Genomic DNA, 15,352 nt, shown 5'->3' on the forward strand with positions numbered 1-15,352 from the left:
GAGCAGCCGCCATGTGCGGCCCTTCAGGTCGATCCCGGCCCTTTGGAAGCCTGGATATCGGCAGCCAGCCCTCGGAGTTCATCCCCTCCTCGGCTCGTCACTAACAGAGAAGTAGGAAGCGTTGAAGGCCGGCTTCATCAACTCCTACAAGCGGATACTCGACTTGCCGGCTGCGACACGGCCGCCCTTGAGGCTACGATACTCCAACTGTTGGCCATCCACCTTCAGCCCGGAAGTGACACCGGCGTTTCTACGATGGCCCTCAACGGCTACCAGTTGAGTGAAGCTCTCGAGTTTCTTGCTCCCGATAGATGTCAGTCCCAGCTTAAGGACTTTCTCACGCTCACGGTTCGTCCAGGCTGTTCGCCAAGAGCACAGCATGCCGATACAGCAACCTGTTCCATCACATTGGAACCCGATGCCGTGTATGTGCCGAAGGTAACGCATGACTCTCCACAAGTACCGACGGGACGGCCGGCGGGCTCGGCCTAATCAAGAACAATGCGCCGCCGGCCTGGAGGGAGTTTGCTACCTGAGTCCAGGCCTAGATCCAGATCAACTGGCGACTGCGCGACGACCACTGACTCTGCACCACGCTCTGCACCCAAAATCTCCCCCACGGGGGGAACTGGAGCAGGAGGAAGCGAACTTGCTTCTGACGTGTATCTCAGACTTGATACATACGTGGCTCTGTACTCTTCGTACCTGGCTCGTTCAGCCTTACTCCTCAAATGGCAGAATACAAAAATGCATACCGAACTTAGCAGGCAGAAAGAGCCAATTAATGCGACTGCCAAATTGGAAGTCCCCCCCGATAGCCAACCCTGCTATAACGATAACCAGTCCGCTACCAAGTGATAACGGACCGAACAAGGGATAGGCTAAGGAGAGGAAGGCAAAGCCAAGTACTACTATGATGGCGAGTAAATAGACAAAACCTGGAACGTCTTTTTCTTTCTTCTCTACCTCAGGCGTCTTCTCCGACTCACCCGCAAGGGACACATCTGCATTTGCGCCAGGCCTCTCAACAAGGGAGTAAGTCACGACTAAACCACGAGATGGTTTTTCATGCGTTCGAATAACATTGCCCTGATAGCGCTTTAGGCTCATACCATTCATTACTACTAGTGCGTCCGCCAATGGAATAGCTTTCCCATCACGCATCGAGCCAATGAAACCCGAAATACCTCCGACACTAACGCGGCACTTAGCCTCGCTCTCAGACCCGCCATAGCGCCTGAAAACGCCCTCACAATATTCAACGCCATGAGAAGTGTCCCGCCACTGATTAGGTTGGAGGCTAATTTCACGGACTCGTTCGGGCTGACGATCCTCAGATGCTGTTACCGGTGTGATTAGCCAACCACACAGAAAAACAAAGAAAATTGTGCGGCGCAGACAGATATTAAGCATTTGCGCCCTCCACATTTAGTTTCCCTTGCTGGAATATTAACTCTTTTTCGAACCGGATCGCTTCTTGCCGATCATGAAACCTCCCTTTAGATTCAGCATCAACCACCAGAAGCCAAATACACCGCCAACTTCTGGTCCAATCAGAAACAATACCAACCTCGCCGAAGCCAATTCTCAAGATGTAGAAGCAGACCCTCAAACAGAGGTTGTCTGGGATGATCTTTGATACACGTTTTTTTTCGTAGCTCTCGAGGGTTAACCCCTCGAAGTTAACCTCATCGTGAAATCCACAGACGACACCATCTTTTACTACGATTCTACGTGGACACCTCACCGATGCCGCACGTCCATCCAATACGTTTGGCGTCGCTTTTAATGATTTCATGAGGAACAATGTCCTAATCAAGAATGATTTTTCTTTTGGCAATTTCGTGGTTTGGCGACAGGCCGCCTGTTTGCGACCTATCTGAAGCATGAATACTGTTGGCAACCTGCGAAGTCGGCAGATATGTTGGAATAGGAATATGACTCAACGCACTAGGAGTAACGGGGGCTGTATTCCCAACCACACGCTGCACCGACGTGCTCTTGAAGGACCAGATCACATATACAGACGCTAGTGCGAGAACGACTGCCCAGAACCCAACCCAGTCCCAGAAATTAATGATTGGGGCATCACTACTGTTTCCTTTGAAATCAATACCGAAGCCGGTCGGTAATTTCTCACTCAGATCAGAAGGCTTTGCAGTATCTACCCTGTAGTAGACTTTAAGTGAACGACCTTGCACCTGTGCGTCTATTAACTTGGCCTGAGGATTAACAGCTGCTATCGCCTCAGACAGCGGAAGAACTGGGGCGCTTTCTTTAGCCCCCAACACACCCATCATGCCCTCCGATTCAACCCTGCATTTTCCCCGACTAAACTGGCCTCCACAGATCACAATCCCCGTACCATCTTTAGTAGATGATGGTGCCCATTTGTTTTGGCCGTAGGTTTCTACCTTTTCTCCATCAAGGAGGATGCGAGCAGGCTGAATTTCAGCCGGCTTTACCCCATACGGCCCCCCTAGGGATAACCCAGGTAGAGTCGCCACTGCTAGCCCGCACAGAAGGAGAATTCCCCTACGGCTCATAAGCATCACCAGTTGCTTTCTACAGTTTGCTGCTGATCACCTGCAGTAACAAACCCATGTTCAGGCTTCAATTCCTTCTCTTCAACGACAAGCCCCTCAGGACGAATACGATCGTCCAGGGCTTCACATGCCTTTCCCACGAAACCGGTGTAATCCGCGCTGATCTTCCCTTCGTGGATTCTGATCGTCACACTTTTCAAAATGACTTCTCCTCTGCAAATACGTTAAGGCTACCATCAGCCAGTTGCGTGACTGTCACATTGAAGCCATCACTTTCCAGTTGCTTCTGGTAGTGGAAAGCAATGTAGGCATCCTGGATCTTGGACGCCGCGGCCTTTGTCCACTCCCCGTAGCTTCCCCAGTCTTCTTGAAACTGGCTCCACACCCCACTCTCTAGGTTGTAACCAATCCGCTTGTGTGTATCACTCTTATCAACCAGCACCAAACTGTATTTCTCGGAGGTGAAACCTACACCTACCCGGTACAGCCGCTCGTCCACATAAACATTGCCAACTACTTGCAACGCTTTGATGAGGACATCTTTGTCCTGGTAAGCAACGGAAACTCTGCCTTTAACGATGTGGCTCATCTTGGTACTCCCTCAGTTCTTAAACGCTAATTCGACGGCCTGCTTGAGGGGTCTCTTCCTCATAGCGGTTCGCTGGATAGAAGCCGTTATTTCGCAGCTCTCGAATGCGATTGATGTCTTCCTTTCTCGTCTCGCTTGTTGGTGTGATCTGCTGCAGTGCCTCGACCAGAATCCCTTGGTTAATCTGCTGATCTTTAGCATTTGCCAAATACAGAGCGTCAATTACAGCTTGCTCGATTTCGGCGCCTGTATACCCCTCGCTCATCCGTACCAGCATGGGCACATCAAACTCATCCACGGCAGCCTGATTCTTCCTCAGATGAATCCCAAAGATCGCACTTCTTTCAGCCTGGGACGGTAGGTCGATAAAAAAGGAACGATCCCATCGGCCAGCCCGCATAAGCTCAGGCGGCAGTGCGCTGACACGGTTGGCAGTACCAACAATGAAGATCTTCTTCTTTCGCTCCTGAAGCCAACTCAAGAATTTCCCCAGCAGCCGTTTGGAAACCTCGTGCTCACCTTCACCGGTTCCAAAAGCCTTCTCCATTTCATCGATCAATACGACTACAGGAGATATCTGCTCGATGGTGTGCAGCGCACGGGAAAACTTAGCCTCAGTTTCACCGAGGAATTTTGAATAAAACCGAGACATATCAAGGCTTACAAGAGCGGTGCCAAATACATCAGCGGCAGCTTTTGCGGCAAGTGATTTACCGCCTCCAGGAACGCCCACCAACAGAAGTCCTTTCACCGGAAGATCTCGATCCCAGCCGGCTTTTCGAATGTCCAAGAACTCTTTGAGGTTTTCCAGACCACCAACACTTCCGATTGGTACAGACTCCAGAACATCCAGCCCTACATCGCGCAGAATGTGGTTCTTCTCGCGCCGAATCTCGCCCAGGTAATCCTGGTTTTTGTACTTGAGGTATGCAATGTAGTTAAAGACGTTTTTCATCTGGGTGTAGCTAAGCCCGCGGGCATGATTAGCGATCACCACCCGTTCGGTCGCATGGAAAAGCTCCCCAGAGCTTGGGATATTTGCTTCGCACTCCTTTAGGAGGTTTGTAATTTCTTCCTGCTCCATTGGCGGAAGATCAAGGTGATATACAAATTCTTCGTTGACGTCATCGCGTCCTGCAATGATGTAATTTATTCCGTGTCTCTCCAGCTCTTCAATTGAGGCTTTAAGCGCCGGGATAGCTTCAGGGTTAACCTTTGCCCGATCGAAGAAGAACCGATCAAGAACTACAACACCATTAAGGTCGTCTCCGCTCGCTTTACCGGCCAGTTCCGTAAAGAAATTCGGCGAAGGGAGCGCTTTGAACTCCATCAGCTTAAAGCCTTTTTTCAGCCGCTTTGCCGAATCACGTACAGCGCTTTCTGCTCGAGACAGCTCAAACGTATTGATACTGATCACGGGAAATGAGAGGCGGATCGGGATGTCGAGGCTGTCATAGGAGGGGATCGAGTTGCTCATGAATTTGTCCTCAAGCGATTTCCGAGAGGGCACAAAGCCCAGGGATGTCTCATTGTTCTTTTTTTGGGGCTCGCGAGGGAGCTCATCTGCCCCTTACGAGGTAGCCAATTGAGAGGCGAAGTACCTTCGTTGCGCCGGAATTGGTCAGTCCAAGACCACCTTTCGGTAACCCGGCCTGCGAGGCTCAATCGGCTCTGGCTCTAGCTGGAGGGGAGGCGAAGAAGCCTGGCCAATAACCTGCTCGAGGTGAGGTACAGGCTGGGGCCGCTGACTGGATGAATGCTGAGAGCTTGTACTCACCATGCGGGAAGATGAAGGTGCTGGACCGGAGCTCCACACTAGCCATGAGACCAGCACTCCCAGAGTCCCTAGCGGAACCAACCAGGTCAGGAAGCTCGCAATCTGTTCGATTGCGCTGCCTGGCTCTTCAGGTATCGATCCTGCATTGGGGAAAGCTCCGCCATAGGAAATGCCACTCCCGCTTGGCAGCGAGGACGTCGTGGCCTTTGATGCAGGATCAATCGTGAAGATGAGTCGGAGGTACCTCTTCTCTCGCTCAATTTCTACGAGCTTGGCTTTCGGATCCGCGGCCGTCACAGCTTCGGCTGGGGACACGAATGGGATGGTGCGGCTTGCGGATAGAAAACCGCCAACCTCGCATTCGCCACCCCTTGTGATAGCCCCGCCACAGATATCGAATCCTGTCCCATCATCAGAAACTTTCCACTGTTTGATTGGCAGCAGAAGGCGTTTTTCTCCTGGTAAAAGCTGGCGGAACTGCGACATATACCGGCGCACGTCTGTGATTTTTACCGGAGCTTGCGGCCCAGGAGCACTTTCCTGAGATGTAGTCTCAGCCGAGGCCCTCACCCCTGAAGCGGCTGGCCCTGCATTTGCCTCCACATAAGTGCTAGTCGCGACTGCGAACCCGATAACGGTTGCAGCTACGGCCCATATGTTCTTCATGCCCGAAAGTCCTTTGCAAATGATCTTCCGCCTGCGGGTGTTGGTGGGTCGGAGCTCTGCGGAAGCCGCGCCATCCTGCAGGACATCTCGAAACAGTCTCTTCTATATCGCGCCTGGCTCGGGGGCGAATCCGGCCCGGTAGCGGGGGCAAATACCTGCTGCCTACAGACCCATTTCTCTCAATTGGTCGCTGCGGGCGTACAGACCATCAATTGGCCCCACTGCGGGGCGCTAATGCGGGACTTGCATATTCCAACTCTATGGGAGGATCAGGGTGCACTGAAAAGTCGCCTTCCCTAACCACGTCATCCCAAGGGTTTCGAATGAACTACCTCGATCGCGCTGTAAGCACGCTTCGCACTGTTGGCATTCTCTTCCAGCCTGAAGTCCAAGAAGCACCGGTGCTTAAGCTGTTGGACAAAGTCGCCAAGTACGACCTCAACAAGGTCGCATCTATCGCCGCAACTCTGCAGCAATCCTCTGCCTTCAACGCGGTCATCCGCGAGAAAATCCAGGGGATGGAGATTTCCACTCGCTTCGCAGAAATCACCACCAGCTTCAACTCCATTCGCGACGACGCTGCCGAAATGGCGCTGTGGATGGCCGACGGCAAGCTGGACTTCACCGAAAAGCTGAAGCTCAACTGGATGAAGCTCAGCCGTGGTTCGATTCCAGACCGCTTCAACAAAATCCACCAGTCGTATCTGGAGGTCGTGAAGTCCTGTGGGGAACAGCTTGAGATCGAAGCCGCTATCCTGGGCGCCTACCAAGATTTCCGTATGGCGCTGAAAAGTGCAGAAGTTGAGGCACAGCAGGTTCTTTCGGCTGCTACTGATGCCCTCAATCAGCGCAAAGCTGACCTGGAAGCCGCAAGTGCAGCGGTAGCAGACGCCACTGGGGATGACCAAGCTGCACGTAGCGCTCTTGAGTTGAAGCGTGATGAAGCCCTTCGTGCAGTGCAGCAGGAAGACGAGTCCTACCAGATCATCAAGGACATCGCGGATGACTTGAAGGTTGGCTACAACACCGCAGAAGTCGTCTTCGCTCGCCTCCAGCAGGCACAGACAGTCAAAGAGCGCCTCCGCCAGCGCTCCATTTCCTTCTTCAGTACAAACGAAACTGTTTTCTCGGGGCTGGCCGCGGCCTTCACCTCGAACAGCGGTCTAGCTGAGGCCACCAATACCCTGGAGGCAATGAAGGACGGAATGGGCAAGTCCCTTGAGGCCCTAGCCACCACTGGTACCGACCAACTCAACCAGGCCTTGCGATCGGGCTATGGCTCCACGCTGAAGGTAGAGTCTGTGAAGGCACTGGCAGATGCCGTTGTCGCCTTCCAGGAAAGCAGCCTCAGCCTCATCGACGAGCTTCGGAAGGAGTCGACCGCTGCAGCAAACGAGATCGCCGATGCAACTGAGACCGCAAAGCGCCGCTTCACAGCACTGGTAGCCAAGGGGCAGTAAATGGGCAGCATCACTCTCTCCGAACAAATGGGAGCAATGGGGGTCGTGGATGAACTGCGACATCGCCAGCTGCTTGTGCAAGACCTTCTGAATCTCCCAGAACGCCGCGCAGAAGTCGTGCGCCGGCTGAGCGACTACTACCAGAGCAAAAACATCGAGGTAAGCAGCGACGTTCTGGATAAGGGCGTCAAAGAGTACTTCTCCAAGCGTCTGATGTTTGATGCCCCGAAGCTCGGTATGTTCTCGCGGACTTGGGCAGCACTTGTCATATCGCGTCGCGTATGGGTGCCAAGGGCGATCTTGGGATGCCTCTTTTGTGTTGTGAGCTTCAGTCTGGGGTCGTATGCATTCAAAACGCACCAGGAGGGTGTGGTAGCTTCCCTTTTCGATACTGCGTCAACTCTTAAGAGCAGCAGCGCAGACCTCACTCTTGAGATCCTGGATGTCCAAGTAAGGATCACCAGGCTGGCAAGCTCGCTGGCCGAAGCGAAGCTCCCAGCTGCCAACCGCATGCTGCTCAGAGCTCGTGCATCAGCAGCCGAGGCTGAACAGCTGAATGTAATTGAGCCTCTCAAGAGCATTAGCTACGAATCCCGGCAAGAGAACCAGCAAACGCTCGATTCCCAATCGGCACGTCTAGACAAGGCGTACAACCGAATCAACTCTGCCAAAGAAGACCTCAACTCTGCGATCGCGCTCATTAGCGCAAACGAAGACCTCTCAACGACAGTTGCTGGTTCCGACTATCAGTCGATGAAGGGTCGTTACCCAACGCTTCCCAAGGCCGCGGCTGAAGCAGAACGACTGATCAATCAAGCAAGCACGGAGTCGGACCTCCAAGCAGCTCGGAAAGCTGTAGCTGCTCTGACCAGGCTCCTTAGCGACAGCGCGCGTGTACAAGCTACCGAGTCGCACCTTGACCAAGTGATCGCTGATTTCAACGCAATGAAGCTGCGAAGCAAGTCTGATTACGGCCTGGTCAACCTCACTGCTGACAGGGCGAGAGAAGCTATCAAAGGGCTTGATATCCGCGGTGCCGAGAGCGTCATTGATGAGCTTGAGGCAATGAAGTCCTACGCACTTACCCCTTTCCAGCTGCGAATTGTCGATCGGACCGGGATCAAATCTGGGGCTGAGCGAATTCAGAACGGCGCCTCTTCCGGACAGGGAAAGGCTTGGTACTTGATAGTCGAGGCAGTCGATCCAACTGGCCGCGTCGTGCCTTTGAAGATCACCAGCTCAGAAAGCGGGCAGACCCGCGAGGTGAAGTATTTTGGCCTCCGCGTGCCTTCGGATGAGTACCAACGAGTCAAGGCCGACAAGCAGGCTGATGGAAAGGTTGACCAGAGGGACATGGGCTCAAAGGCAGACCGAACCTTCGAGATCAGCTACAGCGATCGCGCCCACCCGTCTCACAACATGATCCTGGAATGGTGACCCAATGAAGGCAAGTACAGTTATTCAGCGGGTTCAGGACAACACCCGCAAATTCGAAAGCACCTTCCGTGCTTCTGATAGAGCACTGACCCAGGCGACTTCCGATGAGTTGAAGTTGGAGCAACAGATCCTTGATCAGCTCAGCAAAATCGCCGCGATTCAACTCGGTGACAGCAATCTGCTGAACCACGAGGTTAGAACCACATTGGCTACCCGGCAGAGTGCAATCGTGCATCTGCAAGAGAATCTCGCCCGTGTTGAAGCTGAGATAGGCCAAACCATCTCCACTCACCAGGCTCTTAAAAACAAATCCGACGATATCGAGGGCGAGATGCTTAAGGCGCTGGGCGCCGATGAAGCTTTTCGTGCCGCGGTGAACGCTCGTGACGACGCTCAATTGGCTGCGACCTTGGGGACCCCCTCGTACGCTGAGATCAAGGCCGAAGTTGAGCACAAGCTTCCAGCCTTCAGATCCAGCAAGCTATTCCTCTACCTGGAGCGTCAACGCTTCGGTACGCAAGAATACGCGGGCAGCAAGGTTTCTCTTTTCCTCGATCGCTGGGTAGCTGGCCGCATCAACTATCTCCGCAACAAGTCCAATTACGACACTCTTCTCGCCCTGGCCACCGCTAACCAGCAGCAAATGGACGACCTCATTTCTGAAGTCCAAGCTCGTGAAACGGAGGTAGCTAAGCAGCGCCAGGATGCAGCCGAACGCTTCAAGTTGGTCGACCTCGAAAAAGAGATTGAAACCAAAGAGCAGCTGATCGCCGACCTTAAAGAGAAGGCAAACTCCATCCACCAGCAGCTCGATCAGTTCTCTGCTAAAACGGACGTCTACCACCGTAAAGCACACGACCTCATGGTCGGCGCACTACAACAGAAGTCCATTTCCGAGCTGGTAGAGCTTTGCCGGAAAACTGAGAACCCAGCTGATGACGCCTACGCTATCAGCGCCCGAAATCTGTATGAGGAACTACGGAAGGTTCGTGACGCTATACCTAAGCTGCGAGAAGAGCGCGAGGCTCAATCTCGGCAGTACGAGCGTGCTAAAGACATCGAAAGGAAACTCAAAACCTCGAGTTACAACAGCTCGAAATATCGGTATTCCGACTCACTGGACCTCGACAGCCTCCTGATCGGCTACATGGCAGGCAGTTTGTCGTCGAGCTCTGTGACAAGCAAAGTCGAAAGTTCTGCCAGCCGTATCCCTGACGAAGATACTTTTGGCGGAGGCGGTTTCAGCTCTGGCTCTTCGGGTTTCGGTGGTGGCGGATTCTCTAGCTCGAGCAGTTTCGGCGGCGGTGGCTTCTCAACCTCCGATAGTTTCTAAGGCCCTGAACCATAGCCGCCGGTTCGCCGGCGGCACTTTTGCGAGACCACAATGATCAAACTGATCGAATTCCTGTCACGCTCCATGTGCGTGATCCTTTTCTCGGCGCTGTTGTCCGTCTCCTGGCTATACCAGGAGGAAATCGGTTTCTTCCTAGGTCTGTCGGAATCCCCAATCCTGAATCGCCTTGCCCAGCTTCTGCTAGTGGCAGCGATCGCGTTGTCTGCAGGTGCCCTCCTCAACTGGTTGCTTGGACGGCTGCTATGGCGCCTAGAGCGCCGCCGCGCAATAAAACTGTCGCCGCCTACTCACTAACCCGAACACAAGCCGCGGCTAGCCAGGCCTCTTCTTTAAACACCACGACCAGGTTCGCCTCCTCACTCAAAGCAAGTCTCGTGTGAGGCGGCGGGCCATCCCCTTCTCTGGGCCCAATTGCCAGCCTCCTATATCCCATTGGCGTGAGAATCGTCCTATACGGATGGGAGCCCTTGGCGATGAATTTGATTCGAGTGATGGAAGGGGTAGGCGCCGTGGCGGGGATTATTGGTGCCGCGCTGATTGCATCAAATACCCCGGTGTCCAGCTACGGCTGGGTGGGGTTTTCGATCAGCAACGTCCTGCTTTCAGGATTTGCGATTCACATCCGCGCGTGGTGGATGTTATCGATGCAGGTTTGTTTCAGTATCACCAACATGGTCGGCCTATGGCGCTGGCTTATCGAGCCAGCGCTAACCGCTGGAGTCCATTAGCCTGACGTCCGAGGAATTCTTCCTGCTGCAGCTTCTTGCGCTTAGCACGCTCCAGGAATCTCGTAAGCCAATCATGACCTGGGTCCAGGACATCAGCAGGCAGGCCTTGCACCTTTTCTGCGTAGTAGAAACGCCCCTCCTTAGCAGATACGGCCGTTACCGGATCCTCTCCGTGTGCGCAAAGTACTCTGATTGAAAGCCCTTCTACGGTGAATTGAGGCCCCTTCTCCCAGCTTTCCATTTTCAGCTCCCTTGAAGTAACCAGCGGAGAACTCACTCCCGCCCTTCCCTCTATCTTCACGCCCTGTGTTGTACGCATAAGCCGTATTCGTCCCTATCGGTGGGTCAAACCTCTCCATGCACTCTGCCACCGAATAGGAAACCGCAAGCTCCCGCGGCTGCTGACGCACCACTTAATACATTTTTGCCTGGAACTGGCCCAGTCACAGGGGCGAATAGATGCATTTTTGCATGTCCCACTTGAGAAGATCCAAGCGTTGAAGAAGCGCTTCTGCCGGTCAGACCTCTCTCCTCGATGCCCAAGACAGCGATCCCAAATTCACTCGCCCTGCATCGATCAGACAATCAACGACACCCCACATGCTTTTCACCGAGGTGCCAAATGAAAACAACCCGCAAAATGTCGACGGTCGTCAGGTCGACTGTGCTAAAGGCCCTTATGGTCATTGTTGCTGTAGTGCTTGGTAACCAAGCATTTGCGGCAGCGCCGTATTCGACCGTCGGGTACGACGTTAATGTCAACATTTACCGGTTCCAAGAGACGATGGATAACATCGAACTCATGTTTAAGGATCCTGATGGTGGCAAAGTCCAGACCGTCGAGATTATTTCTCAGCCTAGCATTGGTATTGTTGAGGCTAACTTCGGCGCAATATTTTTTAGACCGAAGGTACTGGGAGCCAGCGGGGTAACCACATACCAGCTCAGGGGCGTCGATCAGAATGGAGAGAAATCTCCGATTGTCAGATTCAATGTAACCATTGCAAATGCATTAAACCCTGCTGGCCATCCTAAAGCCGGCAATGTGTTCATTTACACCCAGAAGAACACTCAAGGATTAGGGGGCGCGGTATGTACCAATGGGTTCACTACAAATCTAAATGCACCTCCGGCGACTCAGCCGCAACACGGCACAGCCGCTTTCTGGGGCATGGCCATGGTCTACAACCCAACAACTGGCTATACCGGCGCAGATTCTTATCAGTACTACTGCATTAACGGTGATGCGAATTATCCGAATACCGCATCAACTACAACAGCCACAGCATCGATCTACGTCGCCCCGAATATCTCCATTGATACAAACGAAAATGCTGCAAAATCGGTAAGCCTTGGCCCGACTTCCGGCTATACCTATGTCGTCACTGCTCAGTCTCCAAATGGCACAGCTACTATCAGCGGCGGCACACTCACGTTCACACCTAAAGCGAACTGGTTTGGCACCACAACAGTTAAATATCGTGCTAACTACCAAAGCGGCGGTGCTTCTGCAGACTACACGGTCCCAATTACCGTAAAGTCGATGGAGTCCCCTCCCGTTGCGCATGACTTCAGCCGCACCCTTTACAAGAACCAGAGTTTTACCTTCTGGCCATCTGACGTCGCTTATTCACCAGACGGCAACAGCATCGTGGGCTGGGAGCTGGTGAGCTCGTCAGTTGCTGGCTATCCAGGTACGCAAGACTGGTTCCTCTGGACCCCGCCGTACGACTTTACAGGCCCCGTCTCAATCCAGTATCGGGTAAAGGACAGCACGGGTAAGGTCTCTAACATTGCTACCGCAAGCATTACAGTGAGCAGCCAGTTAGCCCCCGAGCCCTATCCAGTAGCTAAGGATCTGTACCTGTACATACCCGCAGATACTGAGTACACCACGATTTTCTTTGACACCACTAACACTGCAGATCTTTTCGGCCCAGCAGCCATGTTCGATGTAGTTGGTGGGGCCGCTGTTCCATATGGTGGCGTTGCACTATTCAAACCAAACCCTGGATGGACGGGCAAAGCGTCTTTCAGGTCTCACCTCAGACAACTAACCTCTCCGTTCCTAACGACAATGGCTAAGGTGTACATCGAAGTCATACAGCCTCCCTCCGTAGATACGAAAGAAGACACCCAGACAACCGTTCTTATACCCGGAGCCGGGCCAAACTATAATTTCAGGATCACAAGCAATGTTCCTACTGCCGCCGGAAAAATAAGCATCAGCGGAGATAGGTTCGTGTTCATTCCAGCACCTAACTGGTACGGCACTACAAACTTCAAATATCAAGCCGTTTATGCGAACGGAACATACTCGGCGGAGATAAGTGTTCCTGTAATGGTCGGCAGCATAAATGATGCGCCATCGCTTGTAGCTCCCCCCATAAAGCTTAAGACGATCGAGAACAAGCGGGCCACACTCCGGCTCCGAGTTGCTCAGTAATATGGAATGGGCTGGCCCCGCTAGCCCTTCCCGCTTCCCACCCCCACTGGCGGTTGCGGACCGCCAATTCATTGTTAGCATGTCACCCCAAGGTAGACATCAATCATCAGACAGCTGAGAACGCCAATGCATCCCTTCGCAAATTCAGCCAGCATGCGGTTTGTCACACAGGGCGGTGAAAAAATCGAGACCTCGATCGACTCTCTTGTTACCACCCACATAGTCGGGACAACTGGCAAAGGCCGCTCTGTTTTTTCAGATAGCTTGAAGGCGGAAGCTCGGACCAAGGGCTTCCTGTATGTAGACGTGGAAGCCTTTCGCAAAGCCAATGGCTTCGGCCTCTATCCATTCGAGTACGAACTGGCCCGGCGTTACGCCCACAAGCTCTCTGGGCGCCTTCCTCGGGCCATACAGGCGAGGAAAATCACACTCTCGGCTGAGCTTTCCAGCGGAACCTCACGCCGCCGGGAGCACCTTCAAAAACACCTCGTAACCACCTCGCCCAACGTCACGCTCAATCGCGCCCTCCTTGGCGACGCGGTGGATGAGCTTGAGTCTGTTACCGGCATTCGGCTAACCCAACCCCAAATAGTCGCCTTGATGTGTCCGGCGGGAATCGACAAGAAGATCCAGGAATTTGGTGAGGTGGACACTCAGATCAGAGAGATGCTGGCCAACGCCCTCTCAGAAAAGCTTACGGGGTCCAAATGGCCAACATACGGCGAAGCAGCTGAGGCAACGGATCACCTCCAGCACTTGGAAGCAGCAGCCAAAGAGGCCGGCTACAAGGTAAATTTCTAGGAACCAGAATGCGGCCTTTTGGCCCTAAGATCGCTGAGGCAACGATGCAGAAGAACCGCGTCCAGATTTTGACCACCGCGTCCAACCACGAACAGGTACTAAGCCAGGCGAGAAGCCTCTTGCAGAGAATGCTTCGGGTAAATGGTTCCCAAGCCCCAGCGCCGATCGCCAGTATGGTGCAGGCTCTTCCTCGAGGCGTGGCCATCACCTTCAACCCTGGTGTCATTGACGCTCTCGGAGCAAACCTCTCCCCAGAGGAACTCCTTAGCGCGGCACTTTCTGCTCCCTAATCATCATAAGGTCTGGCTTGGCTCAACCGCCCCTGTTGACGGGGCAGATACCCAGTCCCCTCACGACCTCGCGATGTGAGGATGGCGGTCTCTAGATGGAGCAGAGACGCCATGAGCACCTTACAAAAGCGGTATACAGCATTTCGATTTTCCACACTGACCTGGGCACTCAGGTTCGCTTTCCTGACCACAACTCTCGTCCCAGGCCTTTTACTGGGACTCTTGATCCTGCTTGGAAGCAGCATCGCTCCGGAGCTTGCACCTTCCAAACTGCTGACCGAAGCCACCTCCTACTTGCAGTCACTTGGTAGCCCATCTGCGCAAGGGCGTGTGAAGTCAGAGCAATGCAAAGGCTTTTCCAGCTCCATGCAGCTTGAGGCAGATCAGAGCCTTCTGCCTAGCGTCACATGCTCTGAGTGGGAAACCGTAGAACTATCGCAAGAAGAATTCGCTTCCCTTGCTAGAAGGGCCATGGGGGTCATCTACATCCTGTTCCTCCTCCCGAGCGCAATGTTCGTGCTGGGGACTGGACTCGCGACTCGTCGAAGTCACTCCGGGCCTGGTCACGATGTGGCGCAGCACTGGCAGGACACCAATCACAACCTGATGCCCCAGGCCCGCGGCGAAAAACACCTGGTTGGTCAGCAGACTTTTGAGTACTCCAAAGCAAAGGCTGACCAGTTCGGATTCTATGTCTCGGACGGACAGCAGACACGAAGGGCCGCTGGAAAACCTGACTGGGCACCGCTTGCTCTTACCATGTCAGCGATAAATTCAATTCCTCAGGGCTTCTATGTCCTCGAGGCATTACTAGACGCCTATGACCTCCCACATGACGCCCCCCAAGCAATCGACTGGCTTTCAGCAAACGAAAGAAGCTTCTGGATTGCGCGCGAAGCCCTTGAAAGACAGTACGACACCTACCGGGCAACAACTGCTGCTACCACACCTATGGAGGCTCGCGGATACACCGGCCTCTCGCCAGTAGAAGCGGCCCACGAATTCAGCCAGGCCTATCAAATGTGCCATCCACGCCGCACTGTTCTTTTCCTGTGTGCAAGCGATGAGCGGATCGCATACCACGAGTCCGGTTTGGTGAAGAGCGCCCGCGAATCGGCTAAGAAACTGTTCGACTCATCGGTTCTTTGGGTCGCGGACCTTTTCGAGGGAAGTGGTTTGCAAGTGGATCGAGACAACATGCTCGTCAAGCTGCCGGGCTACCAGCCTTTGTACCTGTCCACTAGCAACGAGATCTGAA

General features: G+C 53.6%; 14 protein-coding genes. 8 read left to right on the forward strand and 6 right to left on the reverse strand.

The window, feature by feature from the left end; all coding sequences use genetic code 11:
• Positions 1–720 precede the first annotated feature (720 nt).
• Genes A9513_RS35795 through A9513_RS24960 form a run of 6 tightly spaced genes read right to left on the reverse strand, consistent with a single transcriptional unit; the run spans position 721 to position 4,612 of the window.
• Entirely contained in the window at positions 721–1,413 is a 693-nt protein-coding gene (locus A9513_RS35795; protein ID WP_141678513.1) for a hypothetical protein, read from the reverse strand.
• Positions 1,406–1,798: a hypothetical protein gene (locus tag A9513_RS35215; protein ID WP_198731442.1), complete on the reverse strand. Its 393-nt coding sequence runs from the start codon at positions 1,796–1,798 to the stop codon at positions 1,406–1,408. Before A9513_RS35215 ends, A9513_RS35795 begins: the two co-directional genes overlap by 8 nt.
• A 13-nt stretch (positions 1,799–1,811) precedes the next feature.
• The gene (locus A9513_RS35800; RefSeq protein WP_141678514.1) at positions 1,812–2,552 is read right to left on the reverse strand and encodes a hypothetical protein; all 741 of its coding nucleotides are present in this window, start codon (positions 2,550–2,552) and stop codon (positions 1,812–1,814) included.
• Positions 2,552–2,737, reverse strand: a complete 186-nt coding sequence (locus tag A9513_RS24950) for a hypothetical protein (protein WP_255302893.1) — start codon at positions 2,735–2,737, stop codon at positions 2,552–2,554. Before A9513_RS24950 ends, A9513_RS35800 begins: the two co-directional genes overlap by 1 nt.
• Positions 2,738–2,742: 5 nt before the next feature.
• The gene (locus tag A9513_RS24955; RefSeq protein WP_065085842.1) at positions 2,743–3,135 is read right to left on the reverse strand and encodes a hypothetical protein; all 393 of its coding nucleotides are present in this window, start codon (positions 3,133–3,135) and stop codon (positions 2,743–2,745) included.
• A gap of 19 nt (positions 3,136–3,154) precedes the next feature.
• On the reverse strand, positions 3,155–4,612 hold the full coding sequence (locus tag A9513_RS24960) for an AAA family ATPase (RefSeq protein WP_065085843.1): 1,458 nt from the start codon (positions 4,610–4,612) through the stop codon (positions 3,155–3,157).
• Positions 4,613–5,901: 1,289 nt separating this feature from the next.
• Between A9513_RS24960 and A9513_RS24965 the strand changes: the two genes are divergently transcribed.
• The 8 genes from A9513_RS24965 (at position 5,902) to A9513_RS25000 (ending at position 15,351) form a co-directional block, all read left to right on the forward strand.
• Complete coding sequence (locus A9513_RS24965; protein WP_065085844.1) at positions 5,902–7,038, forward strand: merozoite surface protein 3b; 1,137 nt, start codon at positions 5,902–5,904, stop codon at positions 7,036–7,038.
• Positions 7,039–8,475: a DUF6384 family protein gene (locus A9513_RS24970; RefSeq protein ID WP_065085845.1), complete on the forward strand. Its 1,437-nt coding sequence runs from the start codon at positions 7,039–7,041 to the stop codon at positions 8,473–8,475.
• 4 nt (positions 8,476–8,479) lie between these two features.
• The gene (locus A9513_RS24975; protein ID WP_065085846.1) at positions 8,480–9,808 is read left to right on the forward strand and encodes a hypothetical protein; all 1,329 of its coding nucleotides are present in this window, start codon (positions 8,480–8,482) and stop codon (positions 9,806–9,808) included.
• Between the two features lie 51 nt (positions 9,809–9,859).
• On the forward strand, positions 9,860–10,123 hold the full coding sequence (locus A9513_RS24980; RefSeq protein WP_065085847.1) for a hypothetical protein: 264 nt from the start codon (positions 9,860–9,862) through the stop codon (positions 10,121–10,123).
• 179 nt (positions 10,124–10,302) lie between these two features.
• Positions 10,303–10,557, forward strand: a complete 255-nt coding sequence (locus A9513_RS24985) for a hypothetical protein (protein WP_065085848.1) — start codon at positions 10,303–10,305, stop codon at positions 10,555–10,557.
• A 622-nt stretch (positions 10,558–11,179) separates the two neighbouring features.
• On the forward strand, positions 11,180–13,003 hold the full coding sequence (locus A9513_RS35805) for an Ig-like domain-containing protein (RefSeq protein WP_141678515.1): 1,824 nt from the start codon (positions 11,180–11,182) through the stop codon (positions 13,001–13,003).
• Between the two features lie 126 nt (positions 13,004–13,129).
• Positions 13,130–13,804, forward strand: a complete 675-nt coding sequence (locus tag A9513_RS24990; protein WP_083196210.1) for a hypothetical protein — start codon at positions 13,130–13,132, stop codon at positions 13,802–13,804.
• 401 nt (positions 13,805–14,205) lie between these two features.
• Entirely contained in the window at positions 14,206–15,351 is a 1,146-nt protein-coding gene (locus tag A9513_RS25000) for a hypothetical protein (protein WP_065327861.1), read from the forward strand.
• Position 15,352 lies beyond the last annotated feature (1 nt).

The sequence above is a fragment of the Pseudomonas sp. AU12215 genome (assembly GCF_001675465.2).
Classification (GTDB): domain Bacteria; phylum Pseudomonadota; class Gammaproteobacteria; order Pseudomonadales; family Pseudomonadaceae; genus Pseudomonas; species Pseudomonas nitroreducens.